This window comes from uncultured Nocardioides sp. (assembly GCF_947489365.1).
In the GTDB taxonomy this organism is placed as follows: Bacteria; Actinomycetota; Actinomycetes; order Propionibacteriales; family Nocardioidaceae; genus Nocardioides.
This window is the reverse complement of the sequence record NZ_CANLDB010000005.1, coordinates 81,438-108,092: the sequence shown is the minus strand read 5'-3', so window position 1 is coordinate 108,092 and position 26,655 is coordinate 81,438. Positions and strand designations below refer to the sequence as shown.

Sequence of the window (26,655 nt, the reverse complement as noted above, 5' to 3'; positions counted from 1 at the left end):
CGGCGGCTACGTTGACGAGGTGACGCACTACGACCTGGTCATCCTCGGCGCCGGCTCGGGCAACATGATCGCGGGCCACGACTTCTCCCACCTCCGGGTCGCGATCGTCGACCGCGGTCCTTTCGGCGGCACCTGCCTCAACCGCGGGTGCATCCCCTCGAAGATGTACCTCCACACCGCCGAGGTCGCCCACAGCGCCGCGACCGGCGACCGCTTCGACCTCGCCACGTCGTACGACGGCGCCGACTGGCCCGCGATCCGCGACCGCATCATGGGCCGCGTCGACGAGAACGCCGAGGGCGGGCGCGACGGCCAGGCCGAGAAGGACTGGGTCGACGTCGTCGTCGGCGAGGCCCACTTCACCGGCCCCCGCGAGCTCGTCGTCCACGGCCCCGACGGCACCGAGACCGCGCTGAGCGCCGACCAGGTCGTCATCGCCACCGGCACCCGCCCCGTCGTCCCCCCGATCGACGGGCTCGACGACCTCGCCGACGCCGACCGCGCCCGTGTGCACACCAGCGACACCGTGATGCGCCTCGACAGGCTGCCGGCGACGATGGCCGTCGTCGGCGGCGGGTACGTCGGCTCCGAGCTCGCCCACGTCTTCGCCTCGCTCGGCACGCGGGTGACCCAGGTCGAGTCCGAGGACGTGCTGCTCGCCACCCAGGACCGCGAGGTCGCGGAGGTCTTCACCCGCGAGGTCGCGCAGCGCTGGGACGTCCGCTGCGGCGCGAAGGTCGTCAGGGTCGAGACGGCGGACGGCGGGGAAGGCCTGCGCCTGCACCTGGACGACGACTCGACGCGGGTCGTCGAGTGCCTGCTGCTCGCCGTCGGTCGCCGCCCCAACTCCGACGTGCTCGCCGTCGACAAGGCCGGGGTCGACACCCACGACGACGGCCGGATCGTGGTCGACGCCCACCAGCGCACGTCCGCGGACGGCGTGCTCGCCCTCGGCGACGCCAGCACCGACCACCCGCTCAAGCACGTCGCCAACCACGAGGCGCGCGTGGTCCGCCACAACCTCCTGCACCCCGACGACCCGCGGACGACGGACCACCGGTTCGTGCCGCAGGCGGTCTTCGCCGATCCGCAGGTCGCCGCCGTCGGGCTCACGGAGTCCCAGGCGCGCGAGCAGGTCGCGGACCTGGTCGTCGGGCGCGCCGAGTACGGCGACACAGCCCACGGCTGGGCATTCGAGGAGGACGACCGCCACGGCCCCGCCACCGGCCACCTGGTCAAGCTGCTCGCCGACCGCGCCACCGGCCTGCTCGTCGGCGCGCACCTGGTCGGTCCGCAGGCCTCGGTGCTCATCCAGCCGCTGCTCACGGCGATGGCCCACGACCTCCCGGTCGCCGGCCTGGCGCGGTCGCAGTACTGGATCCACCCCGCCCTCACCGAGGTCGTCGAGGGCGCCCTGCTGGACCTGGAGCGCGCGCTGCGCCACTGAGACCGGCGCCCGGCGTCACGCGCCGACGTCGATCTCCTCGGGGTCGAAGCTCGGGGTGTCGTCGCGCTCGCCGTCGACGCAGTCGTGGTCGATCCCGAGCTCGATCGCACCGGGCTCGACCTGGGACTCCTTGACGCTGGCCTCGAGCGGTCCGCGCGACAGGTTCACGAACGGGGTCCGACCCCGCTCGGAGTCGTCGACCTCCCAGCCGGCGCCGGCCAGCACCCTCTCGGCGTCCTCGATCGCCGCGGCGAGGTCGCCGGTCGTGCTCAGCAGGGCGCCACCGCGGTACTCGTACCCGCTCTCCTCGCAGGTCGTGTAGCGGCCCGAGGCCCTCAGCGGGCGGAGGTCCGCCTCGCCGAGCTGCGCGACGGTCTCCTGCACGCTGGCGCGGACGTCGTCGCGCATGTCCGCACGGTCGACGTCGCCGCTGCCCCCGTCGGAGGAGCACCCCGCGACCAGGGTCGCGAGGAGGGGGACGGCGAGTGCGGTCCTGCGGCTCATGTCACTCCTGGTCGGGGGAGGTGTCGGAACGGCCGGGCTCGTCGTGCGTCACGTCGTCGTCCCAGAACTCGGGGTCGTGCTCCCCGAGCGCCCCGGGCACGCCGGTGTCGACGTTCGGCGGGGCGGCGTTGACGGAGTCGTGGTCCCCGTCGACGACGCGGCCGAGGTTGTAGAGCGACTCGCTGTCGACGTCGAAGTAGTTGTTGTGGTTGTCCGTCAGGGTCTGGTGCCAGCCTCGCTCGTGGTCCTCGGCCTCGAAACGATTGGCGCCGAAACCGGCCGACGAGGGATCGCGACCCAGCCCCGGGCCGCCGGTGGAGTCCATGTCACCCAGGTCGGCGACCCCGTCGCGGCTGTCCCGGCCGACGAAGACGTGGTCCTCGCCCACCCCGAGGTCGCCGGCCGTCTCGGCCGGTCCCGCGCCGGGACTGCCGAGGAGGGCGATGTCGTCGACGTCCAGGCCGTGGTCCGCGGCGGCGTGCGCGGTCGTGGTCGACCCGTAGGAGTGCCCGACCGCCGTCATGTGGGCGGGGTCGTCGGCACGTGCGGCGCGCATGCCGGCCACGTCGTCCGCGAGGGCCTCCCCGCCCTCGGCGGCGCGGCCCTCGCCGAGCGTGGCGGGGTCGTTCCAGGCGTCGGGGGAGTCGTAGCCCAACCAGAACATGGTGGCCACGCTCGAGCCGTCGCCGCCGTACCGGGACGACTCGTAGAGGTTGCGCATCCGTTCGCCGTAGTAGGCGGTGTCGTCGCCCATGGTCGACTTGATGCCGGGCGTGAAGACCGCCACGTCGTCGGCGGTGTCGAGGTCGCCGTACCCGAGGGCCACCGTGCCCTCGCCGTCGAAGGCGGCCGGGTCGTACATCCACAGCGTCCCGCCGGGGTGGTGCCCGTCGATCGGGTCGGTGTAGCCGTCGGCGTCCTGCAGGGCCGTCTCGGTCTCCCGCGCGTTCTTGAGCATCCGCTCCTCGAGCTCGGTGAGCGTCCCCTCCTGCTCCTTGGCCGTGAGCTCGGCGAGGTCCTCGGCGAGCAGGACCCGGTTGGCGTCACCGCGTGCGGACGCGGGCAGCCCGTCGGCGGACCCCAGCACCCCCGGGTACGCCGCGACCACCGCGGCCTGCTCGGCCGGGGTGAGGCCGTTCCACCAGTCGTTGACGGCCTCGGGGGAGGCGCCGTCGCCGGGGGCGCCCGGCTTCCTCATCGCCGAGCGTGCCGCGGACGTGGTCCCGCCGTCGTCGGACAGCGCCTCGCCCGTGGTGTCGGCGGAGCGGAAGGCCTGCGCCAGCAGGCGCTCGTCGGCGTCGACGCGGCGGTGCAGGGCGTCGTGGTCGGCGCGGAGCGTCCGGTAGTCGGCCCCGAGCTCCCGCGCCCGTCGGCGGAGCTCCTCGATCTGGGCGTCGGTCGCGTCGGTGGTCGCCTCGACGTCCGCGATCAGGGCGTCGCGCCGCTGGTCGAGGCGCGATCGCCGCTCCACGAGGTCGTCGTAGCGGCGCAGGTGGTCGGTCAATGCGTCGCCGTGGGCGCTGACGGCGCGGCCGACCCGTTCGATCGTGCCCCGGAGGGCGCTGTGCTCCGCGGACGTCGTCCCCGCGGCCGAGCGGTACGCCTCGAAGGCCGCGCCCTCCCAGCTCGTGAGGTTCGCGAGCTGAGCGGCCTCGTCGGCGACCTCCTCGAACCTCGTGGACGCGCGGTGGAGCCCGGCCGCGAAGGCCTCGATGCGACCGACCTCGCCGTCGGGCCGCTCGATGGTCGGCTCGGCGGGCGGGACGTCGATGACGACCGTCATCCGCGGACGCTCCCCTCGAGGTCGCCGATCTCGCTCGCGCTGAGCTCGTCCTCACCCGTGAAGTCGTCCAGGGTGGCCTGGACCGCGTCGGCGTACCCGCCGGCGAGGTCGGCGCTCTCGGCCGCCAGGTCGGACCAGCTGTCGAGGAACCGCTGGGCCTCGCCCTGCACGCTCGCGGGCAGGCCGCCCGGGTCGTACCCGGCCATGTCCGAGCTGAGCGTCGTCATCCGCTCGCGCACGCTCCGCCAGTCCCTGACCGCACCGCGCAGGCTGTTGTACTCGAGACCCTGTGTGCTCACGCCGCACCTCCCGCCACCAGCCGACGCGCCGCCGCGCGGGGCACGACGAGACCGCCGGAGCGGTAGCGGACCACGACGCGGCCGGTGTCGACCGCGGCCAGCACGAGGGCCTCCTCGCGGCGGGCACCCTCACCGCGGGAGGCCAGGACCCGGGGCGTGCCGTCGGTGGGCTCGGTGACGGTCCACCCCTCGTCGCGCAGCGCGGTGGCGCCCCGGTCGACGGCGAGCGCCGCGGTGACCGGGTCGGCCTGGGTCAGGACGCGGCTGATCTCCCGGCGTACGACGCCCTTCCGCGGGCCGTGGGTCCACCGCGGCGGCGGACCGGCGGGGTCGCACTCGTCGGCTCCGGTGCAGGCCAGCCAGAGCTCGGCCGTGAGGATCTCGGCGCGCTCCGCCGCGGCGACGACCACGGCGGGCTCGTCGTACGACGGGTCCGCCTCGGCGTCGCCCGACGGCGTCCTCGCCTCCGGGGGCAGCAGGACGACGTCGACCGCGGGCCGTCGGCGCCGGAAGGCCCCCCAGAAGGGCTCGCGCAGGATCCGTTCCCGCTCGCGCTCCCGGGTCGTGCTGACTTGCTCGGGCTCCGTGGGTCGGTGTGGCAAGGCCATCCCTCCGCTGGGGTCACCACGGTCCTACCCGCTCCCAGCGCGCCCAAACCTCGGGGACCCCACCGCCCGGCCGGTCAGGCGGAGGAGGGCTCGATCGTGCTCCGCAGGCGGCCCAGGCTCTCGCGCAGCCAGCGCGAGACCGTCGCCTGGGTGACCCCGAACTCGTCGCCGATCTCGGACTGGGTCCGCTCCTCGACGAAGCGCAGGTAGATCACTCGGCGGTCGCGGGCGTCGAGCGCCCGCATGGGGGCCGCGAGGACAGCGCGCGCCTCGGCGGCGTCGTACCCCTCGCGGGCGGCGGGGAGCAGGTCGCCCAGCGTGGAGCCGGACGCGGCGTCCGCGGGCAGGTCGAGCGAGGTCGGCTGAAAGCAGCCGCGCGCGGAGGCCGCCTCGTCCTGGTCGCGTCGGCTCACCCCCAGGTCGGCGGAGATCTCGTCCGGGGTGGGCTCGCGACCCAGCGTGAGCCGCAGCTCCTCGGCCGAGATCCGCATCCGCTGCTGGAGCTCCTGGATGCGCCGGGGCGGGCGCACGGCCCAGCCCTGGTCGCGGAAGTGGCGGAGCACCTCGCCGCGGATGGTGGGCACGGCGTAGTCGAGCAGGTCGCGCTCGTGGGTGACCTCGAAGCGCTGCACGGCCTTGACGAGGCCCTCGCAGGCGACCTGCTGCAGGTCGTCGAGGGCGATGCCGCGGTTGGCGTAGCGGCGGGCGACGGCCATGGCGACGCGGCGGTTGAGCTCGACCACGGTCGCCAGCAGCGCCTGACGACGCTCAGGGTCGGACTCGGTGGAGGCCTCGAGGAGGAGGTCCGTCGTGCGGACCTGGCGTTCGTCGTGACTCAGCGGACGGTCGGGGCGACCGTGCGAGAACGGGGACGTGGAGGAGGGCGGGGTGGAGACAGACACGGGGGGCACCGTCCGAGATGTGGAGCGGCCCCGCCGGTTGGCTGCAGCGGAGTGATGTCCTCGACGCTAGCGCACCCCCCCACCCCGGGGAAGGGAGTTTCTCGCGTGACCTGGTGGGGTACCGGGACGGCTCCCAGGCCGCCTGGTCTGCAGCCTGGGAGCCTGGTCGGATCAATTCCGCGCGGATTCAATCTCGACGTACTGGCGCGGTAGCCCCTCGCGGCCAGGGCGATACGCGAATCCGGTCACCGTCGCGGACGATCTCGTCACGCTCCCGGCACGGGCCGTCTGCTGGAGGCGCTCCTGGGGGTATCGAGCCACCGGGCCACCGGCGCTACGGTGGCCCCGGGTCGATTCGGGCGACCCGCACGACCCCGACGAGGAGACCATGGAGCAGCACGACGCCGCAGCGTTCGCCCGGCTGGCCCGGGAGATGCAGGCACAGTCCGAGGAGCCGTTGACCGCGGCCACCATCATCCGGCTCGCGACGACGAGCCTGCCCGACGTCGACCACGCCAGCATCACCATCAGGCTGCGCGGCGGTCGCTACCGGTCACTCGGCGCCAGCGCGGAGTCGGTCGAGAAGGCCGACGCGGCCCAGCACGACCTCAAGGAGGGTCCGTGCGTCGAGGCCATCGACGAGGACGACTGGTTCCTCAGCACGGACCTGGAGAAGGACGAGCGCTGGCCGCGCTGGGGCCCGTTCGCCGCGGAGCTCGGGTTCGGCTCGCTCCTCGGCCTGCCGCTCGTGCAGGGCAAGGAGCCTGCGGCCTCCCTCAACCTGTACGCCGACGGGACCGGCCGCTTCACCGACCCCGAGGCGCTGACCCAGGCCCTCCTGTTCGCCACCCACGCGGCCACGGCGCTCGCCTCGGCGCACGAGATCAGCGGCCTGCAGACCGCCGTCGCCTCCCGGCACCTCATCGGCATGGCCCAGGGCGTCCTCATCGAGCGGCACGGACTCACCGCCGCCCAGTCCTTCTCCTTCCTGCAGCGGCTCTCGTCGACGAGCAACGTCAAGCTCCGGGACGTCGCCGAGCAGGTGCTGGCCGGGGAGCACTCCGCGGCGGCCCGGGGAACGACCGGTGCGACGGGCGCGAACGACGACGCCGGCGACGGCACCCCGGAGTCCGCCCCGGTCGGCTGAGGCGGCCTCACGGCTCGAGCGACACCGTCTCCCCGGCCCCGACGGTTCGCACCCGGGAGGTGAGGCCCCGGGCCCGGCACGTGTCCAGGAAGTCCGACAGCGGTGAGCGGAAGACGCCGTAGTCACTGTGGTGCACCGGCACGGTCACGCCCGGTCGCAGCAGCTCGACGAGGTCGGCGCCCTGCGTCGCGTCCATCGTCACCAGCAGACCGAGGATGCGGGTCCCCCCGAGGTGGGCGACCATGGCGTCGAGCGGTCCTCGCCGGTCGACGACCTCCGCCAGCCAGGGCCGGTGCAGGGTGTCGCCGGTGACGTAGGTGCGGTGCGTCCCGCCGTCCGGGTCCCCGAGCTCGAGGACCGAGCCCATGACGTCCGGCAGCAGGTGCCGCACCGGGCCGGCGCGTGCACCACGGCCCGACGTACGTACGCCCCCGCATGGCCGGCCCACCGGCGGGCACCACGACGGTGATGAGGACCTCCTACTGGTACGCCCACCGCCCCTCCCGACCCGCGCCGGCACCGCCGGTCGCGATGCCGACCGAGGTCGACGTGGCCGTGGTCGGTGGTGGCATCACCGGGCTCACCGCGGCCGTGCTGCTCGCGCGCGCCGGGAGGTCGGTCGCCCTCCTGGAGGGCCGTCACCTCGGCGGTGGGACGACCGGGCGCAGCACGGCGAAGGTGAGCCTGCTGCAGGGCACCCGGCTGTCGTCGCTGGCCGACCAGCACCCGCCGGCCGTCCTGTCGTCGTACGTCGAGGCGCACCGGGCGGGCCAGGCGTGGCTGCTCGACTTCTGCGAGGCGCACGGGGTCGAGACGCAGGAGCGGGCGGCGGTGACGTTCGCCCGCAGCGCGAGCGGCGCCCGGACGGCGCACCGCGAGCTCGCCCTCGCCCGGGAGCACGGCCTCGACGCGAGCTGGCGGAGCGACCTCGACCTGCCGTTCCCGACCTCGGGCGGCGCGCGGCTCGAGGGCCAGGCGCAGGTCGACCCGGTCTCGGTGGTCGAGGCCCTCGCCGCGGAGGCCGTCTCCCGGGGCGTCCAGCTGCTGGAGGGCACCCGGGTCGAGCGCGTCGCCGGCCGGGAGCCCGTGCGCGTCACGACCTCCGCCGGGCGCATCCACGCCGGTGCCGTCGTCGTCGCGACCGGGATGCCGATCCTCGACCGGGCCGGTTGGTTCGGCCGCATGGTCCCCGCCCGGTCGTACACGCTCGCGCTCGCGACGCCCTCCCGGGCCGTCGACGCGATGTACCTCTCCGCCGAGGGCGGCCCGTCCTCGCGGTCGCTGCGCGACGCCGTCCACCCCGAGCACGGGCCCGTCGTCCTCGTGGGCGGGGCGGGCCACACCACCGGCCGGGACCACCCGGGGACGCGACTCGCCCAGCTCCGCGACTGGTCGGCCCGGGCCTTCCCCGAGGGACGCGAGCTGGCGGCGTGGTCGGCGCAGGACTACGTGCCGGCCCGGGGCCTGCCGTTCGCCGGCCCGGTGCTGCCCGGCAGTCCGCACGTCATGGTCGCCGGCGGCTTCGCGAAGTGGGGCATGACCGGGGGCGTGGCCGCCGCGCTGGCGGTGACCGCCCAGCTCACCGGCAGCCGCCCGGACTGGGCCGACGTGATGGACCCCTGGTCGCGCCGCGAGCTGCGGTCGCTGCCGTCCCTGGCCGCCGACAACGCCGCGGTCGCCCTCGAGCTGGCGCGCGGCGTCGTCCGCACCGTCCGGCCGGGTGACCGGGTCGGGCTGGGCGCGTCGCGCCCGGTGGCCCGCGCCACCGACGACCAGGGGACGACGGTGTCGTCGCTCTGCACCCACCTCGGCGGGGTCGTGGCCTGGAACGACGTCGAGCGCAGCTGGGACTGCCCGCTGCACGGCTCGCGGTTCGGCCCACGCGGCGACGTGCTGGAGGGGCCGGCGACCTGCGGGCTCCGGCAGAGGAGGTCCTGAGATGGGTGTGGTCCGCCGTCACGTGGACGCACCGGTCGAGGACGTCTGGGCGACCCTCGCCGACGGGTGGCTCTACCCGCTGTTCGTCACCGGGGCGTCGCGGATGCGCGAGGTGGACGACCACTGGCCCGAGGTGGGCGCCGAGCTGCATCACTCCTTCGGCGTGTGGCCGGCGGTGCTGGACGACACCACCCAGGTCCTCGAGTCCGTGCCCCGCACGATGCTGCGCCTCGTCGCGCGGGGCCGTCCCGGAGGGGAGGCCACCGTCACGTTCGTCCTGCACGCCACGGACCACGGCACCGAGGTGGTCCTCGAGGAGGACGTCACCTCCGGGCCCGGCCTGCTGGTGCCGAAGCCGCTGCGCGACCTGGCGATCCGGCACCGCAACCTCGAGACGCTCCAGCGCCTGACGTACGTCGTCGAGCGTCGTACGCGCCCGGACTGAGCCGCCCGTCAGGACCGACGTGCAGAAGGCCCCGATCCGGTCACGGATCGGGGCCTTCTGAGCACTTCTGCACGTCGGTCCTCGCGGCTGCCGACGTGAGGGGGTCCTCAGCGGACCGGCGGCGCCCCCGCCCATCCGGCCCGCGGAGGAGTTCTAGGGGCGGAAGATGGTCTTGACCATCCCGTCGTCCTTCTGCTGGAAGGTCGCGTACGCCGACGGGGCGTCGGACAGCGGCAGGCGGTGGGTGGCGAAGTCCTCGACGCCGAGGACGTCCTCGTCCTGCTGCAGCACGCCGAGGATGTCGTCGCTCCAGCGCCGCACGTTCGCCTGGCCCATGCGCAGCTGGATCTGCTTGTCGAACAGCTGCAGCATCGGCATGGGGTCCGCGGCGCCGCCGTACACGCCGGAGATCGAGATCGTGCCGCCGCGGCGGACGCACTCGATGGCCTGGTAGAGCGCGGCCATCCGGTCGACGCCGGCGGTCTCCATGACCTTCTGGCCGAGGCGCTTGGGCAGGAAGCCGACGGCCTTGTGCATCGCCGTGACGGTGCGCGAGCCGTGCGCCTCGAGGCCGACGGCGTCTATGACGGCGTCGGTGCCGCGCCCGTTCGTCCGCTCCCGGACGAGGTCGGCGACGGCGTCCGCGCCCACCTGGGCCAGGTCGATGACGTCGGCGCCGCGGGCGGCGACCCGGGCGAGACGCTCCGGGACGAGGTCGACGACGATGACCTGCAGACCGCGCAGGAGCGCGATGCGCGCGGCCATGTCGCCGATCGGGCCGGCGCCGAGCACGAGCAGCGAGCCGCCCTCGGGCACGTCGGCGTACTGCACCCCCTGCCAGGCGGTCGGCAGCACGTCGGACAGGTAGAGGAACCGGTCGTCGCTGGGCCCCTCGGGCACGACGATCGGCAGGTGGTCCGCGAACGGCACCCGCATGGCCTCGGCCTGGCCGCCGGGGACCTGGCCGTAGAGCTTGGAGTAGCCGAAGAGGCCGGCGCCGGTGCCCTGGTCGCGGTTCTGGGTGGTCTCGCACTGGCTGTGCAGGCCCTGGCTGCAGGTCCAGCAGGTGCCGCAGGAGACGTTGAACGGGACGACGACGCGGTCGCCGCGCTTCAGCGTGGAGACGTCGCTGCCGACCTCCTCGACGACGCCCATCGGCTCGTGGCCGACGACGTCGCCGGGGGTCATGAAGGGCGCGAGGGGCTCGTAGAGGTGCAGGTCGGAGCCGCACAGGCCGGTGCTGGTGACCCGGACGATCGCGTCCGTGGGGTCGACCAGGACGGGGTCGGGGACGTCGGTGACCTGCATGTCACGGGGTCCCTGCCAGGTGACGGCCTTCACGCGGTGGCCCCGGGGGAGCTGCTGGTCTGCTGTGTGGGTCGCATGGCCTCCCGTGCCCCTGACCTGCGCGGTCATGCGGACCCGGCGCTCCCGGTGGTCGAGGTGCGAGGAGCGCCTGCGACGAGCCTCGATCTCCGGATCAGGTGGCGGCCAGCGGCGAGAGGTGGGCGCGGGCGCCGAGCCAGCGCCGGACGGAGCCGAGGGCGTCGAGCTGCAGGACGTCGGGCCCGTCGGGCAGGCGCTCGCCGACGACGGTGAGGGAGTCGAGGCAGCGGTGGCCGGCGAGCACCGCGACGCCGTCGCGGACGCCGGGGGAGAGGTCGAGGTCCTCGGCGAGCACCGGTCGCCCGGCGCGGGTGAGGCGGGTGGTGGTCCGCAGCGCGCCGCCGACCTCCCCGCTGCGACCGAGGACGACGGTCTCCCGCAGCGCGACCACCGAGTCCTCGTCGACCGCGACGGTCGTCGCCCGGTCCACCGCGGCGCCGTCGGCGACGACGAACGGCTCGCCCCGCCAGGTCACGCGGGCGCCGCGGCAGGCGGTCACGGTGACGTCCCAGCGGGCGCCCCGCCCGGCGGGGTCGGCGCGCATGTCGTAGGTGACCGTCCCGGCGGGCTCGGTCACCACCAGGTGGACGGGCCCCTCGACGCGGACGTCGACCGCGACCTCGTCCCCGGCGAGCAGCAGCGCCTGCCCGGCGAGCAGCGCGACCTCGACGGTGCCCGTCGCCGCGGTGCGGACGCGGCGCGCCTGCAGCAGCCCGTGGCCGAGGTCGACCCGCGGGCGGCCCCCATCGGCACCGGGGTCGACCCGCAGGTCAATGCGGGTGCGCATGCGCCTCGCCGTGGGTGTGCGGCGCCATCGGGCCCGGGTCGACGGGCACGTGGTCGCCGCTGCGGTGGGCGGCGAGGGTGCGTCGTACCCAGTCGGCGAGGGCGGCGACCGAGGCGTCGTCGTCCCGGGACAGCGCGAGCACGGGCCGCCCGTCGCGGGCGTGGCCGGCGTCGTGGAGCATCCGCTCGACGTCCACCCCGACGTACGGCGCGAGGTCGGTCTTGTTGAGCACCAGCAGGTCGGCGCGAGCGATGCCGGGGCCGCCCTTGCGCGCCACGTCGCCCCCGCCGGCGACGTCGAGGACGAACAGCTGGGCGTCGACGAGCGCGGGCGAGAACGTCGCGGTGAGGTTGTCGCCGCCGGACTCCACGAGGACGACGTCCAGCGGCCCCTGCTCGGCCTCGAGCGTCTCGACGGCGATGAGGTTGGCGGTGACGTCGTCGCGGATCGCGGTGTGGGGGCAGGCGCCGGTCTCGACGCCGACGATGCGGTCGGCGGGCAGGACGCCGACGCTCCGCAGGAAGCGGGCGTCCTCGTCGGTGTAGATGTCGTTCGTGACGACGCCGAGGCGCAGCTCGTCGGCGAGCACGCGACAGATCGTCGCGATCAGCGAGCTCTTGCCGGTGCCGACGGGTCCGGCGACACCGAGCCGCAGCGCGCGGGTGGGGATCTGCTCAGGCATGGAACAACCTCATCGGGGCTCTCGCGTGCCGCTCGGCGAGCACGTCGGTCATCGGTGCGCCGGCCGCGGGGATCGCGGCCGGGTGGGTCAGGTGGGCGGTCGCGGCGACGACGGCCTCCAGCTCCGGCCCGGCGGCGGCGAGCCGGGCGGTGGCGGCGACGGGGTCGGACGGCAGCAGCTTCAGCGAGGCGGCGGTGACGCTCTGCGCGTCGTCGTACGCCGCCAGCCGGGCGACCTGCGCCGCGGCGAGGCCGGTCACGGCGCCGACGACACCGAGGACGACGGGCCGCGCCACCTCGGCGTCCGGGGGCAGGTGGTCGAGGGTCGCGGGCCAGACCCGGGCGGCGAGCCGCAGCCACCCCCGGCCGAGCCGCCGGGAGGCGACGCGCAGCGCGGGGCTGGGCGTCCGGGCGGCCCAGTGGGCCTCGACGTCGAGGAGGTCGTCGGGGGAGCCGCCGGCGAGGGCGACGCGGCGGGCGACGACCGCCGTCCCCGCCTCGACGCGGACGACGGTCGCGAGCCGGGACGCGACGTACGCCGAGACGCCCTCGCCGTCGCCGACCAGGCCGGCCGTCACCGCGGGCTCGAGGCCCGCCGACTGGGTGTGCCCGCCGACGGGGAGCCGCGCGTCGGCCAGCAGCAGGCCGACGAAGGCGGCGTCGACGGGGGAGTCCGTCACGATCAGAACAGCGCGTGCAGCTGCGCCAGCGGCAGCCGGTCGGCGGGCGCGGGCTCGACGAGGTCACCGTCGACGGTGATCGCGAACGTCTCGGGGTCGACCTCGATGACGGGCAGGACGTCGTTGTTGCGCATCTGCGCCTTGCCGACGCCCCGGGTGTCGGCGACCGGCAGCAGGCGGCGGCGCAGCCCGAGCCGGTCGGCGAGGCCGTCGTCCAGGGCGGCGGGGGCGACGAAGCTGACCGAGCAGTCGGCGCCGACCGCGTCGCCGAAGGCGGGACGCATCAGCACCGGCTGCGGGGTCGGGATGGAGGCGTTGGGGTCGCCCAGCGCGGCCCAGGCGATGGTGCCGCCCTTGACGACCAGCGCGGGCCGCCAGCCGAACGACGCCGGCTCCCACAGCGCGAGGTCGGCGAGCTTGCCGACCTCGACGGAGCCCACCTCCGCGTCGACGCCCTGCGCGATCGCGGGGTTGATCGTGTACTTCGCGACGTAGCGGCGGGCGCGCTCGTTGTCGGCCGGCATCGCCTCCGACAGGCGGCCGCGGCGGTGCTTCATGACGTGCGCGACCTGCCAGGTGCGGGTGACCACCTCGCCGATCCGGCCCATCGCCTGGGCGTCGGAGGACGTGATCGACAGGGCGCCCATGTCGTGGAGGACGTCCTCGGCGGCGATCGTCGTCGCGCGGATCCGGGACTCGGCGAACGCGAGGTCCTCGGGGACGTCGGGGGACAGGTGGTGGCAGACCATCAGCATGTCGACGTGCTCGGCGACCGTGTTGACGGTGTGCGGCAGCGTCGGGTTGGTCGACCCGGGGATGACGTGCGGCCGGCCCGCGATGGTGAGGATGTCCGGCGCGTGGCCGCCGCCGGCGCCCTCGACGTGGAAGGCGTGGATCGACCGTCCGGCGATGGCGTCGAGGGTGGAGTCGACGTACCCGGCCTCGTTGAGGGAGTCCGAGTGCAGCGCGACCTGCAGGCCCCACTCGCCCGCGGCGGTGAGCGCGGCGTCGATGGCGGCGGGGGTGGAGCCCCAGTCCTCGTGGACCTTGTAGCCCGCCGCGCCGCCGAGGGCCTGCTCGGCCAGCCCGGCCGCGGAGACGGTGTTGCCCTTGCCGAGCAGCAGGACGTTGAGCGGGACGGCGTCCAGCGCGCGGTGCAGCCGTCCGAGGTGCCAGGCGCCCGGGGTGACGGTGGTGGCCTTGGAGCCCTCGGAGGGCCCGGTGCCGCCGCCCACGACGGTGGTGACGCCGGTGGCGAGCGCCTCGTGGAGCTGGCTGGGGGAGAGCAGGTGGACGTGGGAGTCGATGGCGCCGGCGGTGAGGATCCGGCCCTCGCCGGCGATGACGTCGGTCGAAGGCCCGATGCGCAGGGCGGGGTCCACGCCGTCCGCGACGTCGGGGTTGCCGGCGCGGCCGATGCCGCAGATCCGCCCGTCGCGGATGCCGACGTCGGCCTTCACCACGCCCCACCAGTCGAGGACGACGACGTTGGTGACCACCGTGTCGGGGGCGCCCCCGGCGCGGGTCGTCGTCCCCTGCGCCATCGACTCGCGCACGGACTTGCCGCCACCGAAGACGGCCTCCTCACCACCGACGGTGAGGTCGCGCTCGACCTCGACCCACAGGTCGGTGTCGGCGAGGCGGATCTGGTCGCCGGTGGTAGCGCCGTACAGGGCGGCGTAGCGGGAGCGGTCGATGAGCACCATCAGAAGTCCTTCCCTCGCTGAAGACCGGGGACGCGTCTCGCGCCCGCCAGCGCGACGGCGACGACCTCGCGGGAGGCGCCGGGCTCGAAGCGGACGGAGGTGCCCGACGGGATGTCGAGCCGGAACCCCTGGGCCGCCTCGCGGTCGAAGTCCAGCGCGCCGTTGGCGTCGGGCAGGTGCAGGTGGGAGCCGATCTGGACGGGCCGGTCGCCGGTGTTCTCGACGACCAGCGTCACCGTCTCGCGGCCCTCGTTGAGGGCCACGGTGCCCTCGCCGACCCGGACCGCGCCGGGTCCGGAGCCGTCGTACGCCGCCCCGATGGGGTCGTGGACGGTGACGAGCTTGCGGCCGTCGGGGAACGTCGCTTCGACCTGCACGTCGTGGAGCATCTCGGCGACGCCGTCCATCACGTCGTCGGGGCCGAGGACGTCGCGCCCGGCCTCCATCAGCTCGGCGACCGTGGCGCCGTCGCGGGCGCGCTCGATCACCCAGCAGGACAGCAGGGCGATGGCCTCGGGGCGGTTGAGGCGGACGCCGCGGGCCTGGCGGTCGCGGGCGACCATGCCGGCCGTGGCGAGCAGCAGCTTCTCGACGTCGCCGGGGGTGAGGTCCACGGGGTGCTCCTGCCGCTCGCGGGGTGCGGACGAGCAGCAGACCACACACGACACCCCGCCCGCACCGGGTGTCTGTCTCCGGTGGGACGGGGTGTCGTGGTGGTCACACGGGTCCCACCCGGTGATCGAGGTGTGAGGGCCGCTAGGCCCGAGCCACGAGATCCGGTGGGACGTGCTGCGGCCGTCACCGGGTTTCGAGGCTCACGTCGTTCGCACCTCGACCTCCGGGGCAGGGATCACGCGACGCGCGAGACCCCGGGGATGCGGCTGAGCTGCGCGCGGACGAGCTGCTCGGGGCGCTGCTGCTCGCCCTGGACCGAGCCCAGGACGACGAGGGCGCCGGTGACCGCGGGGATGGCCCACTGGACGATCTTCAGCTGGCGCTGCGCCGAGGCGACCTCGGGGCTGGTGCCGGCGCCGGGCTCGGTGGCGCCCTGTCCGCCCTGGTGCGAGCCCTCGCCGACCTTGCGGCCGAGCACGCCGGCGTACGCCGTGAGCCCCATCGCCGCGAGGGTCAGCGCGGCCTTGGCGTTGGTGTTGGACTTCGCGCCGGGCTGGGCCGCGACACGCGCCTTGTTGGCGCCGATGAGGCCGAGGCCGCCGACGAGGTGGACGCCGATCGCCGCGGCGTCGACGGGGGCCCAGCGGGCCCAGCCCTTCGCGGAGAGCTCGAGGCGCTCCTTCGGGTCGTTGGCCTGGGCGGCGGCACCGTTGAGGCCCACCGCACCCATCAGGCCGCCACCGAACCAGGCGGCCAGGCCGACGTCGTGCATGCTGCGGGAGATCGAGTTGCCTGCCATGGAGAAGCTCCGTCGTGTCGAGGGGCGCCCCGGTCGTCCGACCCGGGCGCGAGCACTCCCGTACCCGGGGCCGAGGGGTCCGATCCGACCCCCCGCCGACACGCCCGGGCTCGATCCATCGCCGCGCGAGGGGTACCGCGCGGGCATGCACAAGACCTCCTCAGCCGTGCCGCAGCCGCAGCACGAGCCCCCGCTCACCGTGCCGACGGCCGCCGGGGGACCAGCCCGCGTCGGCGGCCTCCGCGGCCAGCGTGTCGGCCTGACGGTCGTCCCCGAGCTGCACCAGCAGGCTCGAGCCGGGGGCCAGGTGACCGCTGACCGCCGCCACGCAGGCCCGCGCCGGGCCGAGGCCGTCGAGGCCGCCGTCGATGGCGGTGAGCGGGTCCTCCGGGAACCGCTCGACCTGCGTGCTGCGGACCCACGGCGGGTCGGCCAGCGCCAGCGCGAACACCTCGCCGTCCACCAGGACCTCCGCGAGGTCGCCCAGCCGGGCCTCCACCTCGTCGAGCCCGTTCGCCTCCGCGTTGTGCGCGACGAGCCGGCAGCAGGCGGGGTCGGCGTCCACCGCGACCAGCGGGCGGCCCGACCGGTGCGCCGCGAGCAGGCCGATCTGTCCCGCGCCGGTGCAGAGCTCGAGCAGCGGCCCGGGCGGGGCGTCGTGGAGGAGCTCGGCGGCCCAGTCCGACTGCATCGCCGTCCACGGCCGGGGTTCGAGCACACCCGGGGTGTGGGCGATCTTCAGGTCGGCGAACGTGTGGTGCGTGAGCGTCATCGGTCTCTCCTCTCCCGGCCCTCCGATCGGGAGGGTGGTGGGGCCCCGGTGACCCGTCCGGTGACCGCCATGCACCCGGGCGTCCTGACGGGGGGTGCGCGATGAGGCTCCCGGCGGCCCGCGGAGCGGTCGGCGCCCGGCTGCACGACCTCCTCCTGTCCGACCCCGGCGACCGTCTCGTCCGCGGCGCGGACGACGCCGTCCGTGCGGTGGGCGAGGACCCCGACGACGACGCGCTCAGCCTGTGGACCGTGCAGGAGCTCGGCTACCGCGGCTTCGAGGAGGTCGACGACGCCTGGGAGCACCACCCCGCCCTGACGCCGCTCACCCACGCCCTCGAGTCGGAGCTGGAGGCCCGGCTGCGGCAGCGGTACGACGCCGCGCGCGCCGACCTCCCCGCCTCGACCGGCGACGTCGCCGCCGACCTGTTCGCCCTCGCCGAGACCCACGACGGCCCGTCGCTGGCGCGCCACGTGGAGCGGCACGCCACCCGCGACGAGGTCACCGAGCTGCTGCGGCAGCGGTCGGTCTACCACCTCAAGGAGGCCGACCCCACGGCGTGGGTGATCCCCCGCCTGGACGCGGCCCCGAAGGCGGCGCTGGTCCAGGTGCAGTACGACGAGTACGGCACCGGCCGCCCCGAGGCCGTCCACCACGCGCTGTTCGAGCGCGGCATGGCGGACGCCGGCCTCGACGCGTCGTACGGCGCCCACGTCGGCGAGGCGTGGCTCGAGACGCTCGAGCAGAACACGACGATGGGGCTGTTCGGCCGCCACCGCCGGTTGCGCGGCGCCGCGCTCGGACACTTCGCGGCGTTCGAGACCACGAGCTCGCTGCCGTCGCGCCGCCTGGCGCGGGGCATGCGCCGGCTCGGCTTCCCGGAGTCGCTCGCGGCGTACTACGACGAGCACGTCGAGGCGGACGCCGTCCACGAGCAGCTCGCGGTCCGGGAGGTGTGCGGCGCGCTGGTGGCCGCGGAGCCGGACCAGGCGGAGTCGGTGATGTTCGGGGCGTGGACCTGCCTCGACCTGGAGTCCCGCAACGCGGCCGCGACCCTGCAGCGGTGGGGTCGCGGGGAGGCGGCGGCGTGACCGCCCGCATCCGCGCCTGCCCCGACGGCCCACTCCTCGTCGACGGCGACGTCGAGGTGACCACCGAGGATGGCGTCGTCCACCGCTCCACCCGCCCCGTCACCGCGGTCTGCCGCTGCGGCGCCTCCGCCGTCGCGCCGTGGTGCGACGGCACCCACAAGCTCCTGGACCGCCCGTAGGAAAGGTGGTCGAGCGGTTCCGTCGGAGATCGAGGTGCGAGGCCGGCCGCGGCCGAGCCACGAGATCCTGTGCGAGGTCGCGGGGCCTCGGGCGGGGTCTCGTGGCTCGTCGCCGGGGCTCCTCGCACCTCGACCTCCGGTGGGTCCGGGGTGCGTCGTGGTCGGGGATCGAGGTGCGAGGCCGGCCACGGCCGAGCGGTTACGTCGGAGATCGAGGTGCGAGGCCGGCCACGGCCGAGCCACGAGATCTGGTGCGAGGTCACGGGGCCTCGGGCGGGGTCTCGTGGCTCGTCGCCGGGGCTCCTCGCACCTCGACCTCCGGTGGGTCCGGGGTTCGTCGAGGTCGGGGATCGAGGTGCGAGGCCGGCCACGGCCGAGCGGTTACGTCGGGGATCGAGGTGCGAGGCCGGCCGCGGCCGAGCCACGAGATCCGGTGCGGGATCACGGGGCCTCTGGCGGGGTCTCGTGGCTCGTCGCCAGGGCTCCTCGCACCTCGACCTCCGGGGCTCCTCGCACCTCGACCTCCGATGCGGGGTGGGCTCAGCCCCAGCCGCCGAGCCACGCGTCGAGGGCGACGCCGGTGGCGTCGGTGACGCCCGGCGGGGCGGGCTCGGTGGCTTCCACCAGCGGCTCGAGGTCCAGGTCGGCGCGACGACGGAGGCGCAGGTCCGTGACCGTCGCGAAGCCGCCGCGGTCGACGGCGCCCACCCCGGGCGGGGGTGGGGCGGCCAGCGCGCGCCACGCCTCGGGCTCGGCCCGGACGCCGCGGTGCAGGTGCACCCGCAGGGCCGCACGCTCGAGCGCGGGGTCCGACGTGCGGCGCACCCGGTCGTCGCCGACGTCGGACCACAGCCCCCGGTCGCTGAGCACCACGGCCTGCGGCGCCGCGGCCAGCAGCCCGTCGGCGGAGACCAGCAGCGCGTGGTCCGACACCGACTCCTCGTGCGTGACGACGACCCGCGGCGGCGCCGAGCGGAGCCCGCGGAACGCCACCGGCCACGCGTGCACCCGGCGACCGATCGCCACCGCCTCCCGCGTACGACGCTCGGACGTCGTCGGCTCGGACCGGTCGCCCTCCCCGGCCGCGGGTCCGTCGTGCCAGGCGACCGCGGCGGGCACGTGCCGGAGCCGGCCGCCGGCGGTCCACCAGCGGTGCGCGAGCTCCCAGTCCTCGCCGCCGTAGCCGACCAGCCCGGCGTCGAAGCCGCCGAGCCGCGCGAACCACGCCGCGGAGCAGGCCATCGTCGCGGAGATGACGTACCGGAACGAGGAGGCGTCGGCGGCCCGCAGGTCGTCGGTGTCGCGCCAGCCGTCGGCCAGCCAGGCCGGGTCGGCCAACGCGTGCTCCGTGGCCCCCAGGAGGGGGTCGTCGGGGTCCAGTCCGGGGAACACCGTGTGGTGCCGCAGCCCCACGGCGAGCACGTCCGGCTCGGCGTCGACGACCGCGGCGAGCGCCCCGACGTACGACGGCTCGGGGGCGGTGTCGGCGTCGAGGAAGACCAGCACGTCGCCGGTCGCCACGGCGGCGCCGCGGTTGCGGACCCGCGCGGCGCGGAAGCCGTCGTCGGGCTGGCGCACGAGGCGGACGCCGTCCGGCAGCGTCGGCGTCGTCGCCGAGCCGTCGTCGGCCACGATCACCTCGTGCGGCACGACGTCCTGCCGGGCCAGGGCGGCGAGCGTGCGGGCGAGCTCGGCGGGCTGCTCGTAGTGGGCGACCACCACCGAGACCCGACCGGACCTCACGGGACCGCCCACAGCGCCGGCCACCGTCGCCACCACCGCTCGTAGGCCTGGGCGACCTCCGGCAGCCGGGGTCCGGGCGCGGGCCCGTCCAGGTCGCCCGACGCCCGGTCGGCGAGGCGAGCCCGGAGGCGCTCGGCCAGTCCGTCGGCCCCGGCGTCGGTGTCCAGCAGCTCGAGGGTGTCCGGGCGCAGCGCGAGGACCTCGCGGGCGTACGGGCTGTCCCGCACCAGCGGACGCCGCCCGGCCGCGAGCCAGCTGTGCAGCGACCCGGACGCCGACACGTTGCCGTGGGCGACGAGTCCGACGGTCGCCTCGGCGAGGCCCGCGGCGGCCTGCGCGTCGGTGAGCCAGCCGGTGATGGTCAGGCGGACGCCGAGGCGTCGGGCGAGGGCGGCGAGCTCGGTGCCGAGGTCCTCGTGACCGGCGGAGAGCGCGCCCAGCGCCACGACCTGCGGGCGGTCCTCGGGCGTGTCGCCGAGCAGCGCGGCGGCCTGGATCGCCTCGCGGTGGCCCTTGCCGGGGTAGACCCACCCGAAGACGGCGACGCTCGCCTCCCCGGGCGGGACCGAGCCGTGGCCGTGGCGCGCCGGGACGGGCTCGGCGTCGACGACGGGCAGCGGGATGACGGTGCCCCCGCGGCCGGAGCCCGGCGGCGAGCAGTGGCGGAGGACGGTCGCGCGCTCGGTCTCCGAGCAGGCGACCCACCCGGCCGCGGCCTGCAGCACCCGGCGGTACGCCGTCCGCCGCTCGGCGAACGCGTCCCCGTCGGTGGGCTGCGGCACGTCGTGGAGGGTCAGGGTGAGCCGGTGCCGGGCGGCCATCGCGACCACGGTCCCGGCCGCGGTGACGGGGTCCGCGCCGAGCAGGCGGTCGGTGAAGTGCACGTGCAGCGGTGTCCCGGCGGGCAGGTCGAGGTGGTCGTGCACGGTGCGGGCGCCGGTCCTCTCGGCCAGCTGCGCGGCGAGGATCGTCACCCCGTGCCGCTCCGTGCCGGCGACGAGGAGGTGCGCGGGCGTCACTGGGTGACCTCGTGCCAGTCCCCGGCGGCGTCCCGCTCGACCAGGCCGCGCTCGGCGAGCGCCTCGAGCCAGCCCGCCATCGGCCACCAGCCCCACCGGTCGGCGAACAGCCGGCCGTTGCGGACGATGTCGGCGACGTGCTCGACCGGCGGGTCGCTGACCGGGTGGTGCTGGTGGTAGGCCGGCGCGTCGCCGACCCAGCCCAGCCCCAGGCCGATCGCGCGGAAGCGCTGCCCGAGGTCGGTGTCCTCGGCGCCGTACCCGACGTACGCCTCGTCGAAGCCGCCCGCCCGGGTCCAGGCGTCGGCCGACAGCGCGAACGACAGCGACCAGAACAGCTCCCAGTCGTCGCCCGCCTCCCGGGTCCCGGGCTCCGGCGCGGGCCGGGCGGGGTGCGGGTCGTGCAGGGTGCCCAGCGCGGTGAGCGGGTAGGGCCGGTCCTCGGCGCGCAGGTAGGACACCGGCCCGCACCAGACCATGTCGGGGCGGTCGTCGACGGCGACCTCGTACGCCGCCAGCGTGGCCGGGCCGACGAGGCAGTCGACGTCCAGGAACACCAGTGTCTCCGCGCCGCGGTCGAGCGCGGTGGCGGCGGCGAGGTTGCGGGCGGCCCCGACGGGCAGGGCCTCGCCGGGGGCGACGTCGAGGTGGACGACGTCCGCGCCGGTGATCTCCGGGTCGCCCATGGAGACGACGACGCGGACGTCCGGGGTCCGCTCCGACAGCGCGAGCGTGGTGCGCTGCGCGGCGAGGTGGTCGCGGCGTCCGCGCGCAACGGTGACGACGGCGAGGCGGCTCACGCGGCACCACCCAGGGGCGTGTCGTAGCGCGTCAGGTCGCCGACGACGGCGGCGAAGCGGGCGGCCGCGTCACCGTCGCACCACTCCGCCCAGCGGCGTCCGTCGAGCGCGGCGACGTGGTCGAGCAGTCCGGGCCAGTCCGGGTGGTCGAGGGAGTCGAGCATGACGGCCGGCCACTCGCCGCCGTCGAGCGCGCGGGCGGACACGGCCTGCTCCTCGAAGGGTCGCTCGGCGGGGACGACGACCGCGGGGACCCGGGCGGCGGCGACCTCGGCGACGGCGTTCTGCCCGCCGTGGGTGAGGACGACGTCGGCGCCGACCAGCAGCGGCCACGGGTCCTCGACCCAGGTGCGGCCCGGACCGAGGACGACGACCTCACGACCGGTCGGCAGCAGGGCCGCCCGCAGCGCCTCGACCTGCGCCGTCGTCCACGCGTCACCGCCGCGGCCACCGAGGACGACGACCCGCCGCGCGGTGGCCGCGGGCGGTCGTCCGGGGACGGGGGCGAAGCGGGACAGCCCACCGAGGGCGACGACGCGGTCGGCGACGTCGGCCGGTACGCCGGGCAGCGGGTGCGTGGCCGCGGGGGGCCAGAACCCCACCAGCGCGGACGACGCCCGCAGGCCGAGCAGGTGGGCCGGGTCCGACCGGCGGCCCGGCAGGACCACCGAGACGACGGGGACGCCGTGCAGGCGGCACAGCATTGTCACCTCCTGCGAGACGTCGCTGACCACGAGCCGCGGGCGGGCGTGCTCGAGCCACGCCGACAGCGCCGCCATCCGCTGCCGCAGCCCGGCGTGGCCGAGCGGCGCCCAGTGCAGCGTGCCCCGCGCGGTGGGGTCGTCGGGACGCGCCGCGGTCGCCGGGTCGGCGTCGTACGGCAGGCCCAGCCAGGGCAGCGTCTCGTCGTCCGGTCGCGTCAGCGAGGTCAGCACGGTGACCGCCTCCGGCTCCGGTCCGGTCGCGAGCTCCTCGGCCAGCACGCGCGCCCGGTGCAGGTGCCCCTGGCCGTGGTGGTGGACGTAGTAGCCGATCACGCGGCCTGGCCCAGGGAGTGGACGGCGCGGCGGTAGAGGTCCTCGTAGGCGTCGACCATCGCGGTCAGCCCGAACCGCTTCACCGCCGAGGTGCGCACCCCGACCCGGTCGAGCCGGGTCGCGTCACGCATGGCGGCGGCGAGTCCGGCGACGTCGTCGGGCTCGGCGAGGCGGCCGGTGTCGGCGTCCACGATCTCGGGCAGGGCCCCGCGGGCGTACGCCGCGACCGGGGTGCCGCAGCTCATCGCCTCGGCGGCGACGAGCCCGAACGGCTCCTCCCAGGCCGGCGTGAGGACGGCGACCGCCGCGGACCCGACGGCCCGCGCCAGGGCAGCGCGGGTCAGGTGGCCGAGGTGGCGGTAGTCGGCGTGGGGGTCGCCCGGGTCGTCGAGCAGCGGCAGGACCTGCGTGGCGACGTACTCGGGGTCCCCGACGGGTCCGATCAGGTCGAGCGGGATGCCGGCGGCGCGTGCGGCGAGGACGGCGGCGTGCGGCGCCTTCTCCGGCACGAGGCGTCCGGACCACACGGCGCGGTCGCCGCCGGGGCCGAGGACCCAGGCGTCGGTGTCGACGCCGTTGTGGACCACCTCGGCGTCGACCAGCGGCGCCCACTGGACGCGGGTGGCGTCGCTGACGGCGATGAAGTGGGTGTTCGTGGCCCGCGACAAGCCGACCGCGGACTCGAGCCAGGGGATCGGCGGGGTGTGCAGCGTGGTGACGACGGGCGCGGGGACGGTGCTCGCCATCGCCACGGGCAGGTGGTGCAGCGAGTTGTTGTGGACGACGTCGTACGTGCCGCGGCCGCCCCGGTCACCGGCGCCGCGGTGCAGGCCCAGCATCAGGTCGAGGTAGGCGTGGTGCTCGCGCATCCACGTCTCCGGCGGGGCGGCGAGGTCGGCGCGGGCGGCGGGGGAGCTGGCGAACGGAGCGACCGGCAGCTCCCGGGCGCCGAGCGCGGGCGACGACCCGGGCGCGGCGAACAGGTCGACGTCGTGCCCGCGGGCACGGAGCTCGACGACGAGCGCGGCGGTGTGGGCCTCGAGCCCGCCGGCGTACGGCTCGGCGATGGGGAAGCGGCTGGAGGCGATGACGCAGATCCGCAACGGCCTCACGCGGCACCCCCCTGCCGGGCGGTGCGGGTGGCGCGGGCCCGGCGGACGACCTCGGCGTACAGCGCGTGGTGGGCGGCCACCACCGCGCGTCGCTCGGCGTCACGTTCCTCCGGTTCGGCGCCGGCGAGCACGTCGGAGGGCTGCCGCAGCAGCCGGTCGAGGCCGGCGGCGAGGGAGTGGGTGTCGACGTGGTCCTCGTCGGCGGTGAACACGGCGTCGGCGCCCTGGCTGCCGTAGCAGCCGGAGGACGGCGCCAGCACGCGCGTGCCCACGTCGTGGCAGGCCTCGAGCCAGCCGGAGTGGGTGCCGAAGCGGTACGGCAGGACCGCGACGTGCTGCCCGGCGAGCTCGCGCCACAGCTCGGCGTCGGAGAGCCGCTCGTGCCAGACGACGTCGACGCGGTCGCTCCCGGTCACCGCGTCGAGGCGTCGGACGACCTCACGGGCGGCGGGGTCGCGGGCGAGCCGGTCGGGGTCGCGGACCTCGGTGTGGACGGTGATCCGCAGCCGCGCGGCGGGGTGGCGCTCGACCCCGGCGACCAGCGTGGGCAGCAGGCGCAGCGGGTCGCTGCTGCGGCGCAGCTCCTTGACCGCCAGTCCCACCACCGGGACGGGCAGCTCGCGGGCGCGGGCCCGTCGCTCCGCGCGGAGGGCGGTCATGGCGTCGAGGTCGACGAGGTGGGGGTGGGGCAGCACCAGCGGACGCCGTCCCCACCGGCGCGCGACCGCGTCGGCGGCGGCGTCGGTCAGGGTGACGAGGTCGGCGGCGCGGGGGATCAGGACGTCGAGCTGGCGCTCCAGCTGGGCGGGGTCCTCGTGGTGCGGGTTGCGCAGGTCGTGCAGCGTCAGGACCAGCGGCACGCCCCGGTCGTCGAGCACGTCGACCAGGCGGGCCAGGTCGGAGGGGGAGGCGCCGTCGTACCCGAAGTGGACGTGGAGGACGTCGAGGTCGGCCCCGGCGACCCAGGTGGGGTCGAGGGCGACCGGCGGCCACCAGCGGTCCCCGGCGAGGCGGGTGGGGTCGTCCGGGTCGCGGTCGGGGTGGACGACGACGCCGGAGCCGCCGGCGATCGCCTGCTGCACGTAGGGGTGCCCGGCGGGCACAGAGACGACCTCGACGGGTCGGGCTGCACGGGTGACGGGGCTGACCTGCGGCACGGCGTTCCACTCCTCCTCCGGTGACGGGCGCCGTCGGGAGCGCGCTCGTCACGAGGAGGGCGCGGCGGGACCGACGACGGGCCGGACAGGTCACTCCGTGGTGCGGGGTGTCCTGCGGCCGGCGGCGGGTGGCTGCACCGCTTCTCCCGAGTTCCCGGATGGGGGGAGGTCATGCACGGCCCCGCCGGGTCGGCGACCTCACCGGCTCAGCGAGCGGTACTTCCTCGTGCAGAGCAGGCCGAAGACCAGGGCGATGCCGAGCGTCCAGGCCAGCGACTGCAGGACGAGCGAGGTGGTGTCCTGCCCGGCGAGCAGGAACTCGCGCTGCGGCGCGGTGACGTCGTCGCCGAGGATCAGCGAGCGCGCCGCGTTGATGACGACGCTGACGGGCTGGTGGGTCGCGAAGCCCTGCAGCCAGTCCGGCATGGTCTCGACGGGCACGAACGCCGACGAGGCGAAGGTGAGCGGGAAGATGATCGGGAAGGTCGCCGCGTTGACCGCCTCCGCGCTGCGGACCGTCAGCCCGATCAGGGCGTAGCCGAGGCTCACCGCGAGGGCGAACAGCAGCAGGAGCAGCATCGCCAGGAGCAGCCCGAACGGGTCGGAGGGCCGGAACCCGACGGCGAAGCCGGTCGCGACCAGGATGCCGAGGCCGACGGCGTTGTTGATGGAGTCGGCGTACACGCGGCCGCCGAAGACGGCGCTGCGCGACATGGGCAGCGACCGGAGCCGGTCGACGAAGCCCTTCTGCATGTCCTCGGCGAGCGCGAAGCCGGTGACGCCGGCGCTGAACAGCACGGTCTGCACGGCGATGCCGGGGATCAGGTAGTTGACGTAGTCGAGGTCCTCGAGGCCCTGGATCGCGCCGCCGAAGACGTAGCGGAACAGCAGCACGAACATGATCGGGCTGATGAGGTTGAAGACGATCTGCTCGGGCTGACGGGTCAGGCGCCGCAGGTTGCGCACCGCCATCGCCTGGGTGTCGCGCAGCGCCCACAGCGGGCCGCTGCCGCCGGCGTCGCCGGGTCTCGACGTCGTGCTCATGCGCTCTTCTCCTCGGTGGTGCCGGCGTCCGCGGGCTTGCCGGTCAGGTCCAGGAACACGTCGTCCAGGCTGGGCTCGCGCAGCTGCAGGCCGCGGGCGGTGAGGCCCGCGTCGTCGAGGGTGCGGACGACGGTCGCCAGCGTCGCCGTCCCGTCGGGGGCGGGCACGCGGACGGTCTCCTCCTCCCGGGTGGCCTCGCGGCACTCGCCGAGGAGGCGTCGCACCTCCTCCGCCTGCTCCTCGGTGTCGAGGACGACCTCGACGACGGCGGCGCCGAGCCGGGCCTTGAGCTCGGCGGAGGTGCCCTCGGCGATGACGCGGCCGTGGTCGATGACCGAGATGCGGTCGGCGAGGCGGTCGGCCTCCTCGAGGTACTGCGTGGTCAGCAGCAGGGTGGTGCCGTCGCGGACGAGGTCCTCGATGACGCCCCACAGCCCGAGTCGGCTGCGGGGGTCGAGGCCCGTGGTCGGCTCGTCGAGGAACAGCACGGGCGGCCGCGCGACGAGGGCGGCGGCGAGGTCGAGGCGGCGCCGCATGCCGCCGGAGTAGGTCTTCGCGGGGCGGTCGCCGGCGTCGGAGAGCTCGAAGCGGTCCAGCAGCTCGCCGGCCCTCCGCTTGGTGTCGGCGGTGGCCATGTGGTTGAGCCGCCCGACGAGGGTGAGGTTCTCCCGGCCGGTGAGCATCTCGTCGACGGCGGCGTACTGGCCGGCCAGCCCGATGCGGCGGCGCACCTCGGCGGGGTCGGCCATCACGTCGACGCCGGCGACCTCGGCACGCCCGGAGTCGGCCCGCAGCAGGGTGGTGAGCACGTTGACGCTCGTGGTCTTGCCGGCGCCGTTGGGGCCGAGCAGGCCCAGCACCGTGCCGGGCTGCACCTCGAACGAGACCCCGTCGAGCGCCTTCACGTCCTTGCCGAACGTCTTGCGCAGGTCCTCCGCCACCACGGTGGGTCTGTCGGCCATGCGGCCCCCTCC

28 protein-coding genes are annotated in these 26,655 nt (G+C 75.6%); 6 read left to right on the top strand and 22 right to left on the bottom strand.

Annotation, left to right across the window (positions count from 1 at the left end; translation table 11 throughout):
- The first annotated feature begins 19 nt into the window (after positions 1-19).
- A complete protein-coding gene (locus Q0858_RS14975; protein ID WP_299055976.1) occupies positions 20-1,447 on the top strand; it encodes a mycothione reductase in 1,428 nt (475 codons plus the stop codon).
- A 15-nt stretch (positions 1,448-1,462) separates the two neighbouring features.
- Here the strand turns inward: Q0858_RS14975 and Q0858_RS14970 are convergent, their stop codons facing one another.
- The 5 genes from Q0858_RS14970 to Q0858_RS14950 all read right to left on the bottom strand — a co-directional run bounded on the left by Q0858_RS14970 (position 1,463) and on the right by Q0858_RS14950 (position 5,543).
- On the bottom strand, positions 1,463-1,951 hold the full coding sequence (locus tag Q0858_RS14970; protein ID WP_299055974.1) for a hypothetical protein: 489 nt from the start codon (positions 1,949-1,951) through the stop codon (positions 1,463-1,465).
- 1 nt (position 1,952) lies between these two features.
- A complete protein-coding gene (locus Q0858_RS14965; RefSeq protein ID WP_299055972.1) occupies positions 1,953-3,734 on the bottom strand; it encodes an alpha/beta hydrolase in 1,782 nt (593 codons plus the stop codon).
- Positions 3,731-4,033: a hypothetical protein gene (locus Q0858_RS14960; protein ID WP_299055969.1), complete on the bottom strand. Its 303-nt coding sequence runs from the start codon at positions 4,031-4,033 to the stop codon at positions 3,731-3,733. The genes Q0858_RS14965 and Q0858_RS14960 overlap by 4 nt, the downstream gene beginning before the upstream one ends.
- Entirely contained in the window at positions 4,030-4,635 is a 606-nt protein-coding gene (locus tag Q0858_RS14955; RefSeq protein ID WP_299055967.1) for a hypothetical protein, read from the bottom strand. Before Q0858_RS14955 ends, Q0858_RS14960 begins: the two co-directional genes overlap by 4 nt.
- Positions 4,636-4,715: 80 nt before the next feature.
- On the bottom strand, positions 4,716-5,543 hold the full coding sequence (locus Q0858_RS14950; RefSeq protein WP_299055965.1) for a sigma-70 family RNA polymerase sigma factor: 828 nt from the start codon (positions 5,541-5,543) through the stop codon (positions 4,716-4,718).
- A 388-nt stretch (positions 5,544-5,931) separates the two neighbouring features.
- On the opposite strand from Q0858_RS14950, the gene Q0858_RS14945 reads away from it, so the two are divergent.
- Positions 5,932-6,690 carry a GAF and ANTAR domain-containing protein gene (locus tag Q0858_RS14945; protein ID WP_299055964.1) on the top strand — a complete coding sequence of 253 codons (759 nt, stop codon included), beginning with the start codon at positions 5,932-5,934 and terminating at the stop codon, positions 6,688-6,690.
- A gap of 7 nt (positions 6,691-6,697) precedes the next feature.
- Here the strand turns inward: Q0858_RS14945 and Q0858_RS14940 are convergent, their stop codons facing one another.
- A complete protein-coding gene (locus Q0858_RS14940; RefSeq protein WP_299055963.1) occupies positions 6,698-7,081 on the bottom strand; it encodes a hypothetical protein in 384 nt (127 codons plus the stop codon).
- A gap of 77 nt (positions 7,082-7,158) precedes the next feature.
- Here Q0858_RS14940 and Q0858_RS14935 point away from each other — a divergent pair, with 77 nt between their 5' ends.
- Positions 7,159-8,628 carry an FAD-dependent oxidoreductase gene (locus Q0858_RS14935; RefSeq protein WP_299055960.1) on the top strand — a complete coding sequence of 490 codons (1,470 nt, stop codon included), beginning with the start codon at positions 7,159-7,161 and terminating at the stop codon, positions 8,626-8,628.
- Position 8,629: 1 nt separating this feature from the next.
- Complete coding sequence (locus Q0858_RS14930; protein WP_299055957.1) at positions 8,630-9,073, top strand: SRPBCC family protein; 444 nt, start codon at positions 8,630-8,632, stop codon at positions 9,071-9,073.
- A gap of 153 nt (positions 9,074-9,226) precedes the next feature.
- On the opposite strand, the gene Q0858_RS14925 is transcribed toward Q0858_RS14930, so the two are convergent.
- The 8 genes from Q0858_RS14925 to Q0858_RS14890 all read right to left on the bottom strand — a co-directional run bounded on the left by Q0858_RS14925 (position 9,227) and on the right by Q0858_RS14890 (position 16,499).
- The gene (locus Q0858_RS14925; protein WP_299055955.1) at positions 9,227-10,414 is read right to left on the bottom strand and encodes an alcohol dehydrogenase catalytic domain-containing protein; all 1,188 of its coding nucleotides are present in this window, start codon (positions 10,412-10,414) and stop codon (positions 9,227-9,229) included.
- 139 nt (positions 10,415-10,553) lie between these two features.
- Positions 10,554-11,246 carry an urease accessory protein UreD gene (locus tag Q0858_RS14920; RefSeq protein WP_299055952.1) on the bottom strand — a complete coding sequence of 231 codons (693 nt, stop codon included), beginning with the start codon at positions 11,244-11,246 and terminating at the stop codon, positions 10,554-10,556.
- The gene (ureG, locus tag Q0858_RS14915) at positions 11,230-11,928 is read right to left on the bottom strand and encodes an urease accessory protein UreG (RefSeq protein ID WP_299055951.1); all 699 of its coding nucleotides are present in this window, start codon (positions 11,926-11,928) and stop codon (positions 11,230-11,232) included. Before ureG ends, Q0858_RS14920 begins: the two co-directional genes overlap by 17 nt.
- Positions 11,921-12,607, bottom strand: a complete 687-nt coding sequence (locus tag Q0858_RS14910) for an urease accessory UreF family protein (RefSeq protein WP_299055950.1) — start codon at positions 12,605-12,607, stop codon at positions 11,921-11,923. Before Q0858_RS14910 ends, ureG begins: the two co-directional genes overlap by 8 nt.
- 2 nt (positions 12,608-12,609) lie before the next feature.
- Positions 12,610-14,313 (bottom strand): urease subunit alpha, encoded by a 1,704-nt coding sequence (locus Q0858_RS14905; RefSeq protein ID WP_299055949.1) that lies wholly within the window; start codon positions 14,311-14,313, stop codon positions 12,610-12,612.
- Positions 14,313-14,927, bottom strand: coding sequence for an urease subunit gamma (locus Q0858_RS14900; RefSeq protein WP_299055948.1), 615 nt, complete (start codon positions 14,925-14,927; stop codon positions 14,313-14,315). The genes Q0858_RS14905 and Q0858_RS14900 overlap by 1 nt, the downstream gene beginning before the upstream one ends.
- A 236-nt stretch (positions 14,928-15,163) precedes the next feature.
- A complete protein-coding gene (locus tag Q0858_RS14895; protein ID WP_299055947.1) occupies positions 15,164-15,727 on the bottom strand; it encodes a hypothetical protein in 564 nt (187 codons plus the stop codon).
- Positions 15,728-15,887: 160 nt separating this feature from the next.
- Positions 15,888-16,499, bottom strand: a complete 612-nt coding sequence (locus Q0858_RS14890; RefSeq protein ID WP_299055945.1) for a methyltransferase — start codon at positions 16,497-16,499, stop codon at positions 15,888-15,890.
- Positions 16,500-16,600: 101 nt separating this feature from the next.
- On the opposite strand from Q0858_RS14890, the gene Q0858_RS14885 reads away from it, so the two are divergent.
- Positions 16,601-17,590, top strand: a complete 990-nt coding sequence (locus Q0858_RS14885) for an iron-containing redox enzyme family protein (RefSeq protein WP_299055943.1) — start codon at positions 16,601-16,603, stop codon at positions 17,588-17,590.
- Entirely contained in the window at positions 17,587-17,769 is a 183-nt protein-coding gene (locus tag Q0858_RS14880; RefSeq protein ID WP_299055940.1) for a CDGSH iron-sulfur domain-containing protein, read from the top strand. The genes Q0858_RS14885 and Q0858_RS14880 overlap by 4 nt, the downstream gene beginning before the upstream one ends.
- A gap of 540 nt (positions 17,770-18,309) precedes the next feature.
- Here the strand turns inward: Q0858_RS14880 and Q0858_RS14875 are convergent.
- The 8 genes from Q0858_RS14875 to Q0858_RS14840 all read right to left on the bottom strand — a co-directional run bounded on the left by Q0858_RS14875 (position 18,310) and on the right by Q0858_RS14840 (position 26,643).
- On the bottom strand, positions 18,310-19,512 hold the full coding sequence (locus Q0858_RS14875) for a glycosyltransferase (protein WP_299055938.1): 1,203 nt from the start codon (positions 19,510-19,512) through the stop codon (positions 18,310-18,312).
- Positions 19,509-20,531 (bottom strand): hypothetical protein, encoded by a 1,023-nt coding sequence (locus Q0858_RS14870; RefSeq protein WP_299055937.1) that lies wholly within the window; start codon positions 20,529-20,531, stop codon positions 19,509-19,511. Before Q0858_RS14870 ends, Q0858_RS14875 begins: the two co-directional genes overlap by 4 nt.
- Positions 20,528-21,331, bottom strand: coding sequence for a galactosyltransferase-related protein (locus tag Q0858_RS14865; protein ID WP_299055936.1), 804 nt, complete (start codon positions 21,329-21,331; stop codon positions 20,528-20,530). Before Q0858_RS14865 ends, Q0858_RS14870 begins: the two co-directional genes overlap by 4 nt.
- Positions 21,328-22,368, bottom strand: a complete 1,041-nt coding sequence (locus Q0858_RS14860; RefSeq protein ID WP_299055934.1) for a glycosyltransferase — start codon at positions 22,366-22,368, stop codon at positions 21,328-21,330. Before Q0858_RS14860 ends, Q0858_RS14865 begins: the two co-directional genes overlap by 4 nt.
- Positions 22,365-23,480, bottom strand: coding sequence for a glycosyltransferase (locus Q0858_RS14855; protein ID WP_299055931.1), 1,116 nt, complete (start codon positions 23,478-23,480; stop codon positions 22,365-22,367). Before Q0858_RS14855 ends, Q0858_RS14860 begins: the two co-directional genes overlap by 4 nt.
- Positions 23,477-24,583 (bottom strand): glycosyltransferase family 1 protein, encoded by a 1,107-nt coding sequence (locus Q0858_RS14850; protein WP_299055929.1) that lies wholly within the window; start codon positions 24,581-24,583, stop codon positions 23,477-23,479. The genes Q0858_RS14855 and Q0858_RS14850 overlap by 4 nt, the downstream gene beginning before the upstream one ends.
- A gap of 252 nt (positions 24,584-24,835) precedes the next feature.
- Positions 24,836-25,681: an ABC transporter permease gene (locus Q0858_RS14845; RefSeq protein WP_299055926.1), complete on the bottom strand. Its 846-nt coding sequence runs from the start codon at positions 25,679-25,681 to the stop codon at positions 24,836-24,838.
- Positions 25,678-26,643: an ATP-binding cassette domain-containing protein gene (locus Q0858_RS14840; RefSeq protein ID WP_299055924.1), complete on the bottom strand. Its 966-nt coding sequence runs from the start codon at positions 26,641-26,643 to the stop codon at positions 25,678-25,680. Before Q0858_RS14840 ends, Q0858_RS14845 begins: the two co-directional genes overlap by 4 nt.
- Positions 26,644-26,655 lie beyond the last annotated feature (12 nt).